The organism is Bradyrhizobium ivorense, from assembly GCF_900696085.1.
GTDB classification, from domain to species: domain Bacteria; phylum Pseudomonadota; class Alphaproteobacteria; order Rhizobiales; family Xanthobacteraceae; genus Bradyrhizobium; species Bradyrhizobium ivorense.
Genome location: NZ_CAADFC020000004.1, coordinates 1621421 through 1638632 on the forward strand (window position 1 = coordinate 1621421; position 17212 = coordinate 1638632).

13 protein-coding genes are annotated in these 17212 nt (G+C 64.5%); 5 read left to right on the forward strand and 8 right to left on the reverse strand.

The window, feature by feature from the left end:
• Positions 1 to 10: 10 nt before the first annotated feature.
• Positions 11 to 1471 (forward strand): FAD-dependent monooxygenase, encoded by a 1461-nt coding sequence (locus tag CI41S_RS08285; RefSeq protein WP_139858416.1) that lies wholly within the window; start codon positions 11 to 13, stop codon positions 1469 to 1471.
• A gap of 361 nt (positions 1472 to 1832) precedes the next feature.
• On the opposite strand, the gene CI41S_RS08290 is transcribed toward CI41S_RS08285, so the two are convergent.
• The 3 genes from CI41S_RS08290 to CI41S_RS08300 form a co-directional block, all read right to left on the reverse strand.
• Positions 1833 to 3458 (reverse strand): FMN-binding glutamate synthase family protein, encoded by a 1626-nt coding sequence (locus tag CI41S_RS08290; RefSeq protein WP_139858418.1) that lies wholly within the window; start codon positions 3456 to 3458, stop codon positions 1833 to 1835.
• A gap of 380 nt (positions 3459 to 3838) precedes the next feature.
• Entirely contained in the window at positions 3839 to 4708 is an 870-nt protein-coding gene (locus CI41S_RS08295; protein ID WP_139858420.1) for a patatin-like phospholipase family protein, read from the reverse strand.
• A 224-nt stretch (positions 4709 to 4932) separates the two neighbouring features.
• Positions 4933 to 5706, reverse strand: coding sequence for a ferredoxin--NADP reductase (locus CI41S_RS08300; RefSeq protein ID WP_139858422.1), 774 nt, complete (start codon positions 5704 to 5706; stop codon positions 4933 to 4935).
• 298 nt (positions 5707 to 6004) lie between these two features.
• On the opposite strand from CI41S_RS08300, the gene CI41S_RS08305 reads away from it, so the two are divergent.
• The gene (locus tag CI41S_RS08305) at positions 6005 to 6949 is read left to right on the forward strand and encodes an ATP-grasp domain-containing protein (RefSeq protein ID WP_139858424.1); all 945 of its coding nucleotides are present in this window, start codon (positions 6005 to 6007) and stop codon (positions 6947 to 6949) included.
• A gap of 469 nt (positions 6950 to 7418) precedes the next feature.
• Here the strand turns inward: CI41S_RS08305 and CI41S_RS08310 are convergent, their stop codons facing one another.
• Both CI41S_RS08310 and CI41S_RS08315 read right to left on the reverse strand, forming a co-directional pair.
• Positions 7419 to 8348, reverse strand: a complete 930-nt coding sequence (locus tag CI41S_RS08310) for an amino acid ABC transporter substrate-binding protein (protein WP_139858426.1) — start codon at positions 8346 to 8348, stop codon at positions 7419 to 7421.
• A 12-nt stretch (positions 8349 to 8360) separates the two neighbouring features.
• Positions 8361 to 9650, reverse strand: coding sequence for a dicarboxylate/amino acid:cation symporter (locus CI41S_RS08315; RefSeq protein WP_139858429.1), 1290 nt, complete (start codon positions 9648 to 9650; stop codon positions 8361 to 8363).
• Between the two features lie 217 nt (positions 9651 to 9867).
• Between CI41S_RS08315 and CI41S_RS08320 the strand changes: the two genes are divergently transcribed.
• From CI41S_RS08320 to CI41S_RS08330, 3 genes are all read left to right on the forward strand, one after another.
• Entirely contained in the window at positions 9868 to 10869 is a 1002-nt protein-coding gene (locus CI41S_RS08320) for an NADP-dependent oxidoreductase (RefSeq protein ID WP_139858431.1), read from the forward strand.
• Positions 10870 to 11032: 163 nt separating this feature from the next.
• Positions 11033 to 12328, forward strand: coding sequence for a YcaO-like family protein (locus tag CI41S_RS08325; RefSeq protein ID WP_139858433.1), 1296 nt, complete (start codon positions 11033 to 11035; stop codon positions 12326 to 12328).
• 51 nt (positions 12329 to 12379) lie between these two features.
• On the forward strand, positions 12380 to 14524 hold the full coding sequence (locus CI41S_RS08330) for an AfsR/SARP family transcriptional regulator (protein ID WP_139858434.1): 2145 nt from the start codon (positions 12380 to 12382) through the stop codon (positions 14522 to 14524).
• A gap of 12 nt (positions 14525 to 14536) precedes the next feature.
• Here CI41S_RS08330 and CI41S_RS08335 read toward each other — a convergent pair whose 3' ends face one another.
• The 3 genes from CI41S_RS08335 to CI41S_RS08345 all read right to left on the reverse strand — a co-directional run bounded on the left by CI41S_RS08335 (position 14537) and on the right by CI41S_RS08345 (position 17184).
• Entirely contained in the window at positions 14537 to 14947 is a 411-nt protein-coding gene (locus CI41S_RS08335) for a hypothetical protein (RefSeq protein WP_139858436.1), read from the reverse strand.
• Positions 14948 to 15025: 78 nt separating this feature from the next.
• A complete protein-coding gene (locus tag CI41S_RS08340; protein WP_139858438.1) occupies positions 15026 to 15436 on the reverse strand; it encodes a hypothetical protein in 411 nt (136 codons plus the stop codon).
• A gap of 47 nt (positions 15437 to 15483) precedes the next feature.
• Positions 15484 to 17184, reverse strand: a complete 1701-nt coding sequence (locus CI41S_RS08345; RefSeq protein WP_139858440.1) for a peroxidase family protein — start codon at positions 17182 to 17184, stop codon at positions 15484 to 15486.
• Between the last annotated feature and the right edge of the window lie 28 nt (positions 17185 to 17212).

A 17212-nucleotide genomic window follows, 5' to 3' on the forward strand; every position in this document is an offset into this window, starting at 1 on the left:
GGAGTGCGGGATGCGGGAACATGCAGTGGTGATTGCCGGCGGCGGTCCGACCGGGCTGATGCTGGCGGGTGAACTGGCGCTGGCCGATATCGACGTTGCGATCGTCGAGCGGCGCGCCAGCCAGGAGCTGGCCGGCTCGCGCGCGGGCGGGCTGCATGCGCGCACCATCGAGGTGCTCGACCAGCGCGGCATCGCCGAGCGGTTCGTCGCGCAGGGAACGCGCCATCCGGTCGTCCACGTCCACCCGGTGCCGCTGGATTTCAGCGGCCTTCCGACCCGGCACAATTACACGCTCGCGCTGTGGCAGAACCATATCGAGCGCATTTTGGCTAAGTGGGTCGGCGAGCTGAACGTGCCGATCTATCGCGCGCGCGACGTGACCAGCTTCACCCAGGACGAGGGCGGCGTCGATGTCGCGCTGTCGGACGGCACGGCGCTGCGGGCGCAGTATCTCGTCGGCTGCGACGGCGGCCGCAGCCTGGTTCGCAAGGCGGCCGGCATCGATTTCCCCGGCTTCGATCCGACCACGAGCTGGCTGATCGCGGAAGCCCAGATGTTCGAGGAGCCGGCATTGGGATTCCGCCACGACGCCGTCGGCATCCACGGCATCGGCAAAATGGAGGACGGGCGCGGCGTGCGGCTGGTGCTGACCGAGCCGCAGCTCGGATCCGGCGAGCCCGGCTTGAGCGACCTGAGCGAAACGCTGATCGCGATCTACGGCACCGACTACGGGATCAACAGTCCCGCCTGGATCTCGCGGTTCACCGACATGACCCGCCAGGCCGCGAGCTATCGCGACCGGCGCGTGCTGCTGGCCGGCGATGCCGCGCATGTGCATCCGCCGATGGGTGGACAGGGCCTCAATATCGGCGTGCAGGACGCGGTCAATCTCGGCTGGAAGCTGGCTCAGGTGGTTAAGGGCATTTCGCCGGACGGCCTGCTCGACAGCTACCATGCCGAGCGCCATCCGGTCGGCGCGCGGGTGTTGCGTCACACGATGGCGCAGGTCGCGCTGCGCCGCACCGACGACCGCAGCAAGGCGCTGAACGAGTTCGTGTCCGAACTCGTCAGCATGGATGAGCCGCGCATGCGCGTCGTCGCGACAACGTCCGGGCTCGAAGTTCGTTACGACCTCGGCGACGGCCATCCGCTGCTCGGACGCCGCATGCCCGATCTCGACCTGGTGCTTGCGGACGGCGAAGTGCGGGTGTTCGCCTTGCTGCAGGAGGCGCGGCCGGTGCTGATCAATTTTGCCGAACGTTGCAGCATCGAGATCGCGGGATGGAGCGACCGTGTTCAACTGATCGACGCGCGCTATCGCGGCGCCTGGGAGCTTCCGGTCGTCGGCGCCGTCGCCGCGCCCACCGCCGTGCTGGTTCGACCCGATGGCCATGTGGCGTGGGTGGGCGAACAGACACAGGCTGGCCTGACCGAGGCGCTGACCAAATGGTTCGGCGCGCCGCGACTTTGACGGTAAGCGTAGCCTGGATGGAGCGAAGCGTGATCCGGGGCAGAACGATCCACGGAGAGACTGTCCCCGGATTTCGCTGCGCTTCATCCGGGCTACATACGTCGTCATGGCCGGGCTTGCCCCGGCCTGAACAAAAAATGCCGAAAAACAACCCCATGCAAAGTAGCCGGCGGACCGGCTTCGACCCGGCAGGCTTCGACCCGGCAGCTTGACACGTCGGGCAAGTCAGCGGTATTCTTTTATTATTCCGAAGTCACGCGACAGGCATAGCCCGTCTATCTCTCATCGTCGTCCGGGCCTAGTGCGCAATTGCGCACGGGGGGGGCCGGGACGACACTGAGTTTGCTGCGGCAACCGCCCCCTACCCCGCCGGCTGGAACGAATCCGCGCGCGCCATGGCCCAGGCGTCGCGGTAGCGCGGGTCTTGCGTGCCTTCGAGCAATTCGCCCGGCCGCAGCGCCGGATAGAGCTGCGCGAAGGAGCGGACGTCGGTGGTCGAGGTGCGCTGCGAGAAGTGGATCGGCCGCAGATCCCGGGTGTGCCCGAGGCCGGCGGCGGCGAGCAGCTCGGTCAGCGCGTGCAGGGTCGAGTGGTGGTAATTGTACACGCGCTCGATCTTGTCCGGCACATAGAGCGCGCGGTTGCGCGACGGATCCTGGGTGGTGACGCCGGTCGGGCAGCGGTCGGTGTGGCAGCTCAGCGACTGGATGCAGCCGAGCGAGAACATGAAGCCGCGCGCCGAATTGCACCAGTCGGCGCCGATCGCCATCGCGCGCGCCATGTCGAAGGCGGTCGCGATCTTGCCGGAGGCGCCGATCTTGATGCGGTCGCGCGCGCCGATGCCGACCAGCGCGTTGTGGACGAAATTGACGCCCTCGCGCATCGGCATGCCCAAATGGTCCATGAACTCGAGCGGCGCGGCGCCGGTGCCGCCCTCATTGCCGTCGACCACGATGAAGTCGGGATACAGCCCGCTCTCCTTCATCGCCTTGCAGATCGCCAGAAACTCCCAGGGATGGCCGATGCACATCTTGAAGCCGGCCGGCTTGCCGCCGGACAGCTTTCGCATGTTGGCGACGAACGCCATCATCTGCAGCGGGGTCGAGAACGCCTTGTGATAGGCCGGCGAGATGCAGTCCTCGCCCATCGGCACGCCGCGGATCTTGGAGATCTCCTCGGAGACCTTGGCCGCCGGCAGCACGCCGCCATGGCCGGGCTTGGCGCCCTGGCTGATCTTGAGCTCGACCATCTTGATCTGCTCCTCGCCGGCGATGCGCGCGAACTCGTCGGGGTTGAAGCTGCCGTCGCGGTTGCGGCAGCCGAAATAGCCGGAGCCGACCTCCCAGATGATGTCGCCGCCCATCTCGCGGTGATAGGGGCTGACGCCGCCCTCGCCGGTGTCATGGGCAAAGCCGCCCTTCTTGGCGCCGGCGTTCAGCGCCCGCACCGCGTTCGGGCTGAGCGCGCCAAAGCTCATCGCCGAGATGTTGAACACCGAGGCCGAATACGGCTTGGTGCAGTCCGGGCCGCCGATGGTGATGCGGAATTTCTCGTCGGCATGCGGCTTGGGCGCCACCGAATGGTGCATCCACTCATAGCCCTCGCGGTAGACATCCTCCTGGGTGCCGAACGGCCGCTTGTCGAGCACCATCTTGGCGCGCTGATAGACCACCGCGCGAGTGTCGCGCGAGAACGGCATGCCGTCCTTCTCGCTCTCGAAGAAATACTGCCGCATCTCCGGGCGGATTTCCTCGAGCAGGAAGCGGACATGCGCCGAGATCGGGTAGTTGCGCAACACCGCGTGGCCCTTTTGCGTGAGGTCGCGGATGCCGAGCAGCGTCAGGGCGCCGAAGATGACAAGCGGGATCAGGACGATCTTGAAGACTTTCGGATCGAAAATTCCAACCAGCAGCAGGAGCGTGGTGATGACGGCGCAGATCGTCAGCACGATGAAGCGCGGTGAAAACGGAAGCAGCATCGTTTCCATAAGTCCCTCAACCAATTGGCATGGCCGTTTGTTTGGCCGTGAGCCTAATCCAACTTAGCGAGCCAGCGCCACACGTTATATCCGCCCGGCAGTCACGGATGTGACAACCGCCCGAATGGGCGGGTGCCGCGGTTGTAGTGGGGCGACTGGCGGGAGGTGCTTTTGCGGTGCAACGAAGGGCATCCCCGCGACGCGCGCTGTTACTCCCTCTCCCCGTTCTTACGGGGAGAGGGTTGGGGTGAGGGGCTGTTTCCGCGTACACGGTGACAGTTGGATTTGCGGAGACTCCCCCTCACCCGGATCGCATCTTGCGATGCGATCCGGCCTCTCCCCGCAGGCGGGGAGAGGCGAAGAAAGCCATCGCGCGAGACAGTCCCACCTCAATGATCGTGCGGCTGCAGTTCGCGCGGGATGTGGCCTGCTTTCAGCGCATCGCTCTCGATCCAGGCATTGGTGGTGTCGAGCGCGCGGGCGATATGGTCCGAGGTCCGGGAGAAATCATAGGGCGAGCCGACCAGCGGACAGAGCGGCGGCACCACGAAATACTCGACGCCGTCGCCGAGATTCTCGAGCTCATTGACGAGCTGCCGCGCGATCAGGAGCGTCAGCGCATGCAGCGCGTTGGCGAGCGCGCCGACCGGCGGCGCCTGGTTGGCGCAGGCATGTCCGGTCGGCAGCACGATCAGGCGTTTTGCACCGTGCTTGACGGCGACGCGGACCGGCGTGTTGCTGGAGATCGCGCCGTCGGCCAGGAAATGATCGCGGTAGCGCACCGGCGTGAAGGCGCCGGGGATCGCGGTCGACGCGACGATCGCTTCCGCGGTGGAGCCTTCCGACAGCACCACGCTGTCGCCGGTGATGATGTCGGTGGTGACGATGTGCACCGGAATGCGGGCGTCCTCGAGATTGCGGAACGGGATGTGGTCGTCGATCAGCTGGCGGATGCCGTCATGCGGGATCAGGAAATCGCGCCGCCACAGAAAGCTTGCCAGCGTTCGCCAGGTCACCGGAAACACGTCATGCCGGTTCAGGCCGCGCCAGATTTTGGCCAGCCGCGCCACGCCCGCAACCGTGGGGTCGCTAGCATAGAAGGCGCCGTTCAGCGCGCCGACGCTGGACCCGACCACGAAATCCGCGGCGATGCCATGCGCGGCCAACGCCTGCAGCATACCGACCTGCACCGCGCCAAAACTGCCGCCGCCGGCGATCACAAAGGCGGTCTTCGGTGGATCGGGCTCGGTGATGGACAAGGTGCTTGCTCCCCAGCCGCCGCGCTTGGGACGTGCGCGGCGTTGGTGGAGTTATAGCAAGGCAGAAATGGTGGACGCCACAAGCTCAGCCGTCGTCCTGGCGAAAGCCAGGACCCATAACCACAAGTGCAAAAGGCTGAGACCCGATGGGACCCCAGCCTTCGCAAAACCAAGAGTGGTGGTAATGGGTCCGGGCTTTCGCCAGGACGACAGTTTCTACGGAATCAGCGCTCGACGAACGCCTTCTCGATCACGAAATGGCCGGGCGTGTTGCCGCTGCCTTCCTTGAAGCCGCGGGTCTCGAACAGCTGCTTCAGCTCCTCCAGCATCGCCGGGCTGCCGCACATCATGATGCGGTCGGTCTCGATGTCGAGCGGGCCCTGATGCAGGTCAGAGAACAGCTGGTTGGAGGTGATGAGGTCGGTGATGCGGCCGCGGTTGCGGAACGGCTCGCGCGTCACGGTCGGATAATACGAGAGCTTCTCCGACAGCATCGGCCCGAACAGCTCGTCGTCGTGCAGCTTCGCCACCAGCTCCTCGCCATAGGCGAGCTCGGAAACCTGACGGCAGCCATGCACCAGCACGATCTGGTCGTAGCGATCATAGACCTCGGGGTCCTTGATCAGGCTGGCGAACGGCGCAAGCCCGGTGCCGGTCGACAGCAGCATCAGCCGCTTGCCGGGAATGAGGTTGTCGGTGATCAGCGTGCCGGTCGCCTTGCGGCCGACCAGAATGGTGTCGCCCTCGCGGATCTTCTGCAGCTTCGAGGTCAGCGGGCCGTCCTGCACCTTGATCGAGAAGAACTCGAGCTCTTCCTCGTGATTGGCGCTCGCCATCGAATAGGCGCGCAGCAGCGGCCGGCCGTCAACCTCGAGGCCGATCATGGCAAACTGGCCGTTCTGGAAGCGGAAACCGGAATCGCGGGTAGCCCGGAAGCTGAAAAGCGTATCGGTCCAGTGCTGAACGGAAAGAACCTTCTCTCGATAGAACGCGCTCATGTGTTTTCGTTTTCTCGATTGACCAGATTTAGAATGGTTTGAATTTTAGGCTGCCTCGGACGGCGCAGAAGTGCCCGAAATCACTGAAGATCTCGCGTGTCCATCGCGCCGATGCATGAGATAGTCAAGATCGATTGGCGTGCAATTGCGATCTCAGAATGGCAGTCGTTCGAATCCGCAGAGAGGTTCAGCCACGACATCGTTAACGCGTCGTGACGGGCGTAATATACTTGCTGGGATCGCCGCCAATCCGGCAAATAATTGCTACGGCAAGGCGCGGCGAAGGGAAAATCATTCAGTGGTCCTGATCAGCCAGCGAATCTTCCTGGAAACCATCAAAAAATATTGTCTCGCGCGCGAGATCGCGGTCGAGATCCGGTCCGGCGGCTGGCTGGTGATCATGCGGCGGGGCACCGAGCGGCGGCTCGCGATCGGCTATGACGTCGGGCTCAACAGCGCGGTGGCGCATCAGGTCGCCAACGACAAGGCAGCCTGCGCCGAGGTGCTGGCCTCGGCCGGTATCGACGCGATCCCGCACACGCTGTTTCTGGGCACCAAGCACAGCGTGCACATTCCGGGATCGGGCTCGATCGACGCGATGGCCGAGCTGCTCGACGCGCATCCGCACGGCCTTGTGGTCAAGCCCAACGAGGGTACCTCCGGCGAGCTGGTGACGCGCGTCACCACGCGGCCGCAGCTGGAGACGGCGGTCGCGCGCATTTTTGCGGAGTACCGCGCGCTGGCGATCTCACCCTATGTCGAGATCAAGGACGAGGTGCGCGTGGTGCTGCTCGATGACCACGCGCTGATCGTCTACGGCAAGACGCGTCCGTCCGTGGTCGGCGACGGCGTGCATTCGCTGCGCGAGCTGGCGCAGCAGGCGGCAACGACGCAGCAGCTCAAAACCATGGCCGAGGATTTTTCCGCGGCCGAGCTCGACGCGATCCCGGCGGCAGCGGAGCGATGCATGATCAACTGGCGGCACAACCTCGATGCCGGCGCGGCGCCGGTGCTGCTGAGCGGTGGCGAGACACACGACGCCTGCGCCGCGCTCGCGGTCGAAGCCGCCCGGGCGGTCGGCATCCGCTTCGCCTCGATCGACGTCGTACGCGTCGATAACGCCTGGAAGATCCTCGAGGTGAATTCGGGGGTGAAGATGGAAGCGCTGGGCCGGCGGCATCCGGAGCTGGTCGAGGCGGCGTATCACGCGGCGCTGGACGCGGTGTTCGCCGAAGAGCCGTAGGCAAGCATGTCCCAATGTCGTCGTCCCGGCGAAGCTATCAACCCGTCATCCTGAGAGGGTGTGAAGCTTTGTCCTCACCCACCGCTGTCATCGCCCGCCCTGTGCGCAATTGCGCACATGGACCGGGCGATCCAGTACGCCGCGGCCTCTCGCTTCTATCACCGGCGTCTCTGGAATACTGGATCACCCGGTCAAGCCGGGTGATGACACCGAGCAAGCTGAGCAAACAACACCGTCATCCCTGCGCAAAGGCTTCGCCTTTGTCGCTGGAGGTGCGAGCTCTTGCGAGCCTCGAAGGATCGACGGCCACCAGCGGGGCCGATTCATCCTTCGAGGCTCGCCGAAGGGCTCGCACCTCTAGCGACAAACGCGGAGCGTTGCGCGGGGATGACGGGGTGGGTGTGCAACAGATATGGTGTCGTCCCGGCGAAAGCCGGGACGACGGTGGTGTTTGCCGCGCGACCGGAGGCTACTGGGTCTCGTCGAGCACCTTGAACGCTTCCTCGAGCTGCGGCGAGATGGCGACGTTGAGCTTTTCGCCGGTCGGCAGGCGGGCGATGAACCACTTGTTGTAGAGCGGGACGATGTCGCGGTTGGAGGCGAGGCGGCGGAAGGCGCGCTCCACCACATCCTTCATCTGCTTCTCGCCCTTGCGGTACATGATGCCGTAGGGATCGTAGGACAAATAGTCGCCGGTGACGCGGAATTTGTCCTGCGACTTGTGCCGCGCGATCAGGCCGTAGAGCAGGATGTCGTCGGTCGCGAACGCGTCCGCCTTGCCGTCGACCAGCATCTGGTAGGACTGCTCGTGGTCGGGCGAGGTGACGACGTTCAGCCCGAGCGACTGCTTGGCGTTGACGTTGTTGATCGCCTGCTCGTTGGTGGTGCCCTTGGTCACCACCACGGTCTTGCCCTTCAGGTTGGCGATCTGCGTGACGCCCGAGGCCTTCGGCACCATCAGCTTGGTGCCGGCCACGAATATCAGCGGCGAGAACGCCACCTGCTTGGCGCGCTCGGAATTCGCCGTGGTCGATCCGCATTCGAGGTCGATCTTGTTCTGCACGACGGCCGGAATCCGGTCGTCGGATGTGACCTTGATGTAGTCGACCTTGAGGTTGGCGTCGTCGACCTCGGTCCCGATCTCCTCGACGATCGCATCGCACAGCTCGAGGCTGTAGCCGATCGGCCGGTTGGAATGATCGAGGAACGAGAACGGCGGCGAGCTCTCGCGATAGCCGATCCGCACCGTGTGCGTGGCTTTGATGTTGGCGAGCGTGGGGCTGAGCCCCTCGCCGGCGGTTTGCGCCGACGCCGGGGCCGCCAGCAGGCCTGCAAGCAGCAGGCATGCTGACAGAATCCGGCATTCAGCCCGTATCGGCCTCCAGAGGACGAGATGCATGCATCCCTCCCATCAGTGCGCCGGCACAGCGTCGCCGGCCACGGCGTCGGAAGGCACGGCGTCGTCGGGCCCGAGCTCATGCTCGGCCTTCAGCTCGCCCTCCCACTTGGCGACCACCGCGGTCGCCAGCGAGTTGCCGATCACGTTGGTGGCGCTGCGGCCCATGTCGAGGAAGGTATCGATGCCCATGATCATCAACAGGCCCGCCTCGGGGATGCCGAACTGCGCCAATGTCGAGGCGATCACCACCAGCGAGGCACGCGGCACGCCGGCGACGCCCTTCGAGGTGATCATCAGGGTCGCCAGCATCGCGAGCTGGGTGCCGAGCGACATCTCGATATGGTAGGTCTGCGCGATGAAGACGCTCGCGAAGGTGCAGTACATCATGGTGCCGTCGAGGTTGAAGGAATAACCGAGCGGCAGCACGAAGGCCGAGATCCGCGACGAGGCGCCGAACCGGTTCAGCCCCTCCAGCGTCTTCGGATAGGCCGCCTCCGACGAGGCGGTCGAGAACGCGATCATCAGCGGCTCGCGGATCAGCCGCAACAGATGGCTGTAGCGCGGCCCGATCACGACGAAGCCGACCACGACCAGGATCGCCCACAGGATCAGCAGCGACAGGTAGAAGCCGCCCATGAACACGACGAGCTTCCAGAGCACGCCGAGGCCGTTCTTGGAGACGGTGGCCATGATCGCCGCCCACACCGCGAGCGGGGCGAACAGCATCACGTAGCCGGTGACCTTGAGCATGATGTGGGCGAGATCGTCGATCAGGCCCATGATCGGCTTCGCGCGTTCCGGCATGGCGCCGAGCGCCACCGCGAAGAACACCGCGAACACCACGATCTGCAGGATCTCGTTCTGCGCCATCGCATCCGCGATCGAGGTCGGGATCAGATGGGTCAGGAATTTTTCGATCGAGAATGCCGACACCGGCAGGCCGGTAGCCTGGCCCTGTTCGGGCAGCGTGCCGGGGAAGTTGGCGCCGGGCTGCAGCAGGTTGACCATCACGAGGCCGAGCAGTAGCGAAACGAACGAGGCGGTGACGAACCAGCCCATGGTCTTGGCGAACACGCGCCCGAGCTTGGAGCCGCTGCCCATATGGGCGATGCCGCCGACCAGGGTCGCGAACACCAGCGGCGCGATGATCATCTTGATCAGGCGCAGAAACAGCATCGCGATCAGGTTGACGTCGGCTGCGATCGTGGCACGGCTGTCGGGAAAGTAGTTGAAGACGATCGTCCCCATCACGATGCCGAGCGCCATCGCAATCAGGATGTACTGCGTAAACCTGCTGGACATTTCTTACCCCCGTAAGTTCCCGGCAAAGGATAAGTGTGGCAGATTTACGCAGCTACGCAACACGCTTCGCGCCGGGACGGGACTTTGCCGGAACGTTTCCGTTGTGGAATGCCAGCGCGCGGACTAGCGTTCATGCAGCGCACAATCTGTGCAACGAGCTGCGTACCACGCGGTCAATTGCGCTCAGAACGATCAAACGCAAGGGGAGACATTCGCCATGAACGACACCGTCAATCGCCAGATCCTGCTAGTTGAAAAGCCGACCGGCAAGCTTGGGCCTGAGCATTTCCGCCTGGTGAGCGGCGCGATCCCCGAGCTGAAGGACGGCGAGGCGCTGGTGCGCACCCGCCTGATCTCGCTCGACGCCGCCAACCGCGCCTGGATGCACGGCGCGACCTATCGCGCCGCGGTCGAAGCCAACACCGTGATGGCCGGCGGCGGCATCGCCGAGGTGGTGACGTCGAAGGATCCCGCGCTGAAGCCGGGTGACCTGGTGTTCGGCGACACCGGCTGGCAGGACTATGCCGCGGTGCCCGCCAAACACCTTGCCAAGGTGCCGAAGCTGGAGCCGATGACGCATCTGCTCAGCGTGTTCGGCATCGCCGGGCTGACCGCCTATTTCGGCCTGCTCCATGTCGGCAAGCCGAAAGAGGGCGAGACCGTGGTGGTGTCGGCGGCTGCCGGCTCGGTCGGCTCGATCGTCGGCCAGATCGCCAAGCTCAAGGGCTGCCGCGTGGTCGGCATTGCCGGCGGCAAGGACAAGTGCGATTGGCTGACCAGCGAGCTCGGCTTCGATGCCGCGGTCGACTACAAGGACGGCGCCACCTACAAGGCGCTGCGCGCGGCGGCGCCCAAGGGCATCGACGTCTATTTCGACAATGTCGGCGGCGACATCCTCGAAGCCTGCCTGGCGCAGATGAACAACCGCGGCCGCATCGCCTGCTGCGGCGCGATCTCGCAATATGACGGCGTCCCCTCCGCGCACGGCCCGCGCGGCGTGCCCGGCCTGATCGTGGTGAAGCGGCTGGTGATGCAGGGCTTCATCGTGATGGACTACATGGACCAGCGCGACGCGGCGCTGGCCGAGCTGCAAGGCTGGGTCGCCTCCGGCAAGCTCAAGGTGCAGGAAGACGTGATCGACGGCATCGAAAACACGCCGCAGGCGCTGATCGGGCTGCTCGCCGGCGAGAACCGCGGCAAGCGGATGGTGAAGGTGTAGCGCCCGCCGCGGCCCAGCCGGGCGTTTTGGCGCATTGCAGCCGGTGATGCGGTCGGCTTGACTGCATGGCTGGACGGGCCAACGCTGAGGACTCATTCGAGATGGCTCCTCGGCTCCGTGGTCGGCTGCTCGTCTCGAGAGGCCAATCGGGACCGGTGCAGCTATGACAGAGCAGTCAGTTCGTCCGGCATTCATGGAAGTCCACCTCGCCTCGCCGCAGGGGCTGGCCCTTCAAGGCACCGTCACCGATCGGTTTGGACCGGACATCACGCGCGCCGCATCCCTCGCTCGGCGGATGTTCATGCTCCGATCTCCTTGGGCGCCCGCACTTCGCTTCATGGGAGCGGAAACCACCGCCGAGGACATCGGCGATGGTGTGCCGCCGGTCGTGTACAGCCTCAGCGGATCCGGAGAGCGGCTGGAAGATGCGTTCGTCGCCTGTGTCGGAGAAGGCATCGATCGGCTGGCACAAATTGCACGTCCCGACGATGTTCATTGCGTCGGAACGCTGGCGGAGCTCGCGCCCCGGGTGCCGCCCGCCTTGGCGATGGCCGTCTCGGATGATTTGGCCGATCAGGGGCTTCCTCAGACAACCGAACTTGCATGGATGCGCGGCCGCCGCCTCGGCGCTGCCGGGGAGCGGACTGATGACGTGCTGGTCCCGGCGGACTGGACGGTGCGACGCGCCGCCGTCGAGCAACGGCTGCGACCACGCAGCGAGCTCAGCGTCGGTGTCGCCGCCGGCCCGAGCTTCGAATGGGCGGCCACACGCGCCGTTCTGGAACTCATCGAGCGCGATGCGGCGAGCCTGTGGTGGATCGGCGGCCGGCCCGGCAGATCCCTGCCGCTCGACGGCGCAGCAATGCGCGAAGCGGTCCGCCTCCTGGAATTCCTCCGGCAGCAAACCCAAGCTCGCGTTTCATGGCTGCTCGACATCACGACCGACCTCGAAATTCCCGTGATTGCCGCGCTTTCGTGCAACCGCCGTGGCCGGCAGCTCGCTTATGGTCTGGCGGCTCGACTGACCCTGGAAGAGGCGGCTCGCGCCGCAATCCTCGAGCTTTGCCAGACCGAGCTCGCCATACAGCTCGCGGAGCTGAAGCGCGCCGAAGCCGGCCAGGACTCGCTCGCAGCATCCGAACTTGCCCATCTCGAACGGGACGCGGCCATCGATGCCGGCCAATGCGACCTCCTGCATCCGCGCGGCCCATCGACGACACAGGATCGGACGGCAGGCGACGAACCATTCCAGGTCCTGGCGCAGGCGATGAGCGTGTCCGGAATCGAGACGATCCTGATCGACATGACGCGTCCCCGGTTCGGCATTCCGGTCGTGCGGGCAATTGCCCCGGCGCTCCAACTTCTGCCTTCGTCAAATGTGACAGAACGTCTCAAACGTGCCTGCGACGACTACGGAGGAGGCGATCGCTACACGGGAGGGCTTGCACTGATAGGCTGAGCTGAATCGATGGAAGGCAATTCGGTAGTATGATATCTAGCCGACAATTCGTTGTCATATCGCGGCAATTTTGTGGAGCCGCCAGTTGTGATTAGCGCGAGCGGAATAGGTGGCGGGATGAAAGATCCCCCGCTCTCAATCAATTTGCTCGGCAAGCTGACGCTGTCCGTTGGCGGACACGAGATCGAATCCCTCAGCCGCAAGACCAAAGCGCTGCTTGGGTACCTGGCACTCACCGAGTCGCGAGAAGAGAGCCGCGAACGACTGATCGGTCTGTTTTGGAGCGAATCCCCCGAAGAGCGTGCACGCGCCTCGCTGCGGCAGGCGCTGCACGAGATCCGAAATGCGCTCGCGCCGTCCGGCTTCGAGGGACTGCACGCGGACAAGCTCGTTGTCGCGCTCGATCGCACCCGGATCAAGGTGGATCTGGTCGACGCGCTGAGGAATGCGCTGGCCGGAACTCCGCACCCGCAGTTGCTGACGCAGCAGAACCTGGTCGACGACATCTTCGGCGAGGTCGAGAGCAGCGACCCCGCATTTCAGACCTGGGTATCGGCCAAGCGGCAAACCATTCGCGATCAACTCATTCGCCATCTGGAGACCGCGCTGCGCGATGAGATCACCATCACCGCGAAAGGCCGCGACATCGCCGCCGCGATCATCAATCTGGATCAGACCCACGAGGAAGCCTGCCGTTATCTGATTCGCGGGCATGTTGCAGACGGCGCGATCGGCAGCGCGCTCAAGGTCTACAAGAATCTCTGGGACCTGCTCGAGGCCGAGTACGACGTCGAGCCGACGCAGCAGACGCAAGACCTGATCGCTGAGGTCAAGGCAGCGCTGCCGTTCAGCGGCGCGCCGTCCGGTCTCGAAGCTCCCGGCGGTCCCGCGCCATTGCCCGCGACGCGCATCATCGCGAGCCCGCCACCCAGCCCGCCCGCGGGACTGAGCGTGGACCAGCAATTGGCCGCGCGCGACGCCCGGCTGATTCTTTCAGTCGGATCGTTCACCCTGTCGGGCAGCGAGCTGAAGCGCGACTACCTGGCCCAGGGCTTTCGACGCGAGCTGATCGCCTGCCTCGTGCGATTTCGCGAATGGCATATCAGGGATTGGGCGGGCGCCCCGGCGAGTCCCACGCCCAGTACTCAAGCGGACGAGTTCGTGCTCGACGCCAGTGGATTCGAGAGCCGCAAGGCGGTTCACCTGGTGCTGACCCTGCGTGACGGCATCAACGGGACCTATCTCTGGAGCGAGAGTCTCTCGCTGACGCTGGAGAACTGGCACCAGTCCCAGCAAAACCTGGTGCGCCGCATCGCATCGACGCTCAACGTTCACGTTTCGGCGGAGCGCTTGAACCGCGTCATGAGCCGGCAACTCGTCGACCTGAAAGCTTATGACATCTGGCTGTTCGGACAGGCGACCCTGCTCGGCTTCGATGTCAAGCGATGGGACAGGGCGGCGGAACTGTTCCGGCAGGTCGTGCAGCTGATGCCGGATTTTGCGCCGGCCTTTTCGAGCCTCGCGCAACTCAACAACTCCTATCACATCGTCAAGCCCGGCACGCCGCGCGACGCCAACCGGACCTTGCAGGCCCTCGCCTATGCGCAGGAAGCGGCGCGGCTGGATCCGCTCGATTCGCGCAGCCAGCTGTGCCTCGGCTGGTCGCACGCGATGGCACGGCACTACGAGCAGGCGATGATCTACATTCCGCTGGCGCATGAGCTCAACCACAGCGACCCGTGGACCCTGGTATCCGCCGCCAATTGCTATGCGTTCTGCGGCCGCGACGCCGAAGCCCGCGACATCGTCGATTCGATGTTGAAGCGAATGGCGACCGTCGCGCCCAGTGCCTTGCAATGGGCGTATCACACCGCGGTGCGGTTCATGATCAAGGATTACGAAGGCTGTGTCTCAGCCGCGGATTTCGCCGGCGATCTCAATGCAAACGTGCCGGGCTTCAAGGCGGCCGCACTGCATCACCTGGGGCGCCACGACGAGGCACGCGCCGAACTCGATCACTTCTTCAAGGTCGTTCGCGAGCGCTGGTCGTCCGCGGAGCCCGCGACCCCCGCCACCATGACCCGGTGGCTTCTCTATCTGTTCCCGATCGCAAGCGCAGAAAGCTGGGCACGCCTGCGCGACGGCATCGCCGGCGCCGGCGCGCCGGTCGATGGTCTCAGCCATCACGGGTGGTAGCCCGCGACGATCCTAGCCGCAGTTTCGCACCGAATAGTCGCCGATCCGGGCCGCATGCAGCTCCAAGCGCCGAGCCTCGTCCATCGCGGGAAGCGGCGCGGCGAAGAAGTCCTCGTAGAATTGCGGCATCGGATAGAGCGCATCCGCGCCGCGCAATAGCGCCTCGGTCTCTTCGATCATCGATTTGGGCGGAAGCTTGATGACCGCCGTCTCTCCGCTGTACTGGATAATTTCCAGGCCGACCATTCCGTCCGGAAACGTGATGGTAAGCCCGATCTCGGCGGCTTGCGCCAGCAACTCGTCGCGCGTCCGCGGTATCGGCGGAGCCGGCCTGGTCGGTGCAATGTAGTTATTGCCGGTCGCCCATGATTTGACCAGCTTGCCCCACAGGACGTCGTCGCTGATCTCCAGACTAGTACCCATGATCTCCTCCATCTCGATTGCGGTCGTTACGCGTCCGGTCCGGCGAGCACACGCGCGCGCAGGACCGACCGCAAGATTTCATCCGCAGTTTCTGATCGAGTAGTCGCCGATGCGCGCGGCATGGAGATTGAAGAGATCCTCGGTGGACATTGCGGGCAGCGGGGATTCGAAGAACTGTTCATAGAATGGCGGCATCGGATAGACCGCGCCCGGCTGACGCAACTGGGCTTCCGTCTCCTCCACCATCGCCTTGGGCGGCAGCTTCACCACGGCCGTCTGAGGGCTGTACTGAATGACCGCCAGGCCGACCATGCCGTCGGGAAAAACGATGTCGACGCCGACGCCGCTCGCCGTCCTTACCAGTTCGTCGAGGGTCCGCGGAATCGGGATCGGCTGCCCGGCCGCATCGAAATAGTTCCGCCCGGTGGCCCAAGACTTCACCAACTTGCCCCAACGGACGTCATCGCTGATTTTCAAGGTCGTGCCCATATCCATACTCCTTTGCTGCAAATCCCTTTAAGTCGCAGGTCGGCTCACTACCCCTGATGCAAGAGCCCATGCGCGTTCATGAACACCAGGAGGTCTTCAAAACTCTGCATTTCCGATATGACGGAAAACGCCTTTTCATCGACGCCGAGCTTCCGGAATTCTCCCGTCTGGTCTTTCAGTAGCCGCATCGGGTCCAGGACAAACGGGCCTTTGCCGAGCGGCGACTTCACCATCGCGCCGATGATCGCCTCGGCGATGATGATCGAGCCGAGCGGACCGAGCCGCTGGCCGTCGTGCTTGATGTCCGCTTCGAACAGAACGAAGAACGGAAGCGGCGGATCGTCGACGATGGCCGCGATGTCGCCCGCCTCGAATTGTTCGGAGCCCCCCTTCGGATCCGCGGTTTCGTTCAACCAGGCGGTCAGTTTTGCAGCGTATTCCCGCTGGTAGGTCGGAAGGAAATTGGCGAGCTCGGGGTTCTTTGCCCGCAAGGCGTCGATCAGCTTGGGAACGGACCATATTCGCGCGTAGACGGCACTGACCAGGTCACGATTCGGCAATCCGGGCCCATCGCTCGAAAGCAGCAGCGGCGGAAAGTAGAATTCGCTGCGTGCAAGCGAGGAGAAGTCGGGGCGCAGCCGGCGGCTCAAATTGGCGGGTTTCTTGCCGTTGATTTCGAAGAACTGCTCCCATTTGACGATCCACTCCTTGCTCAGCGGCACGAACTGCGGCGCGCGCCGTGAGCTGAACTGCATGGCGCGCGTGGCCGGGATCGGCGTGTCGTCGCGAACGCGATAGCTGTTGCGCGTCATGGCGTGGCCGCAGCGGAAGGCACCATGCGAGAATTCGACAGGGACGCCGGCATCCGGGTCGCAGACCAGCTTGCCGCTGTTGATATCCGGCAGGAAGTAGTAGCGATACACCGAGGGATCCAGCAGCCGGTACATCACGTCCTTGACGATGATCCGCCGGTACAGAAGCGTCAGAATGAAGCGGGCGCAGATCAAATTGCGATAGGCGTCCGATGCGGTTTTTGCCGGCGTGGCGCTGTTCAGCTGATCAAGAATGAAGTTGTGCATGCGATGGAACAGCAGCGTCACTTGCGCGATCAGCGCGTGGTCGTCGTTGCGGGCATCGGCGACGAGGGCCTCGGTGCGCAGACACTCCGGATTGCCGGGGCTGGAGTCGAGGCCGCTGTCCTGGACCTCGACCGGCATCGCGCGTCCGATATCGGCAAACGGCATCTTTTCGTCCGGATGGACACGGTCCTGCGCGCGGCCGCAGCGCATCTTGGTTCGCGGCATCAGCCCGCGCGAGTGCACGCACTGCGCGCTATACTCGTACACCTGAGGGCTCACATCCGGGCCGCCGCCATAGATCGTGTCGAGCGTCAGCGGCTGCTGCCTTGCGTTCTGAAAACCGAACCGCCGCCCCGCCGTCGCCGCCAGGGAGATCGACGTGTTGACCATGTCGTGGGCGATGAACTGCAGCAGGTAGGTGTATCCGGACGGGATGTTGGGGTTGTCCTCGCTGCGGCCCGGACGATCCGAACGAAGTGTCTCGCGGCTGATGCGCGCCGCCAGCCTGCGCATCAGTTTTCGCAATTCCGCGGGCTCCTTGCCGGCGCCGAACATCGAATCGTCGGTCAACGCGAGCAAATTCTGCGTCCCGCTGAGGTCAGCGTCGACGGCGAGCCTTGTCACGCCGTCGACGAGTTCAGGAATGGTCGAGAGGCTAATTCCGTGCACGGGCGCATCTCCCCTGGTTTGCGACCTG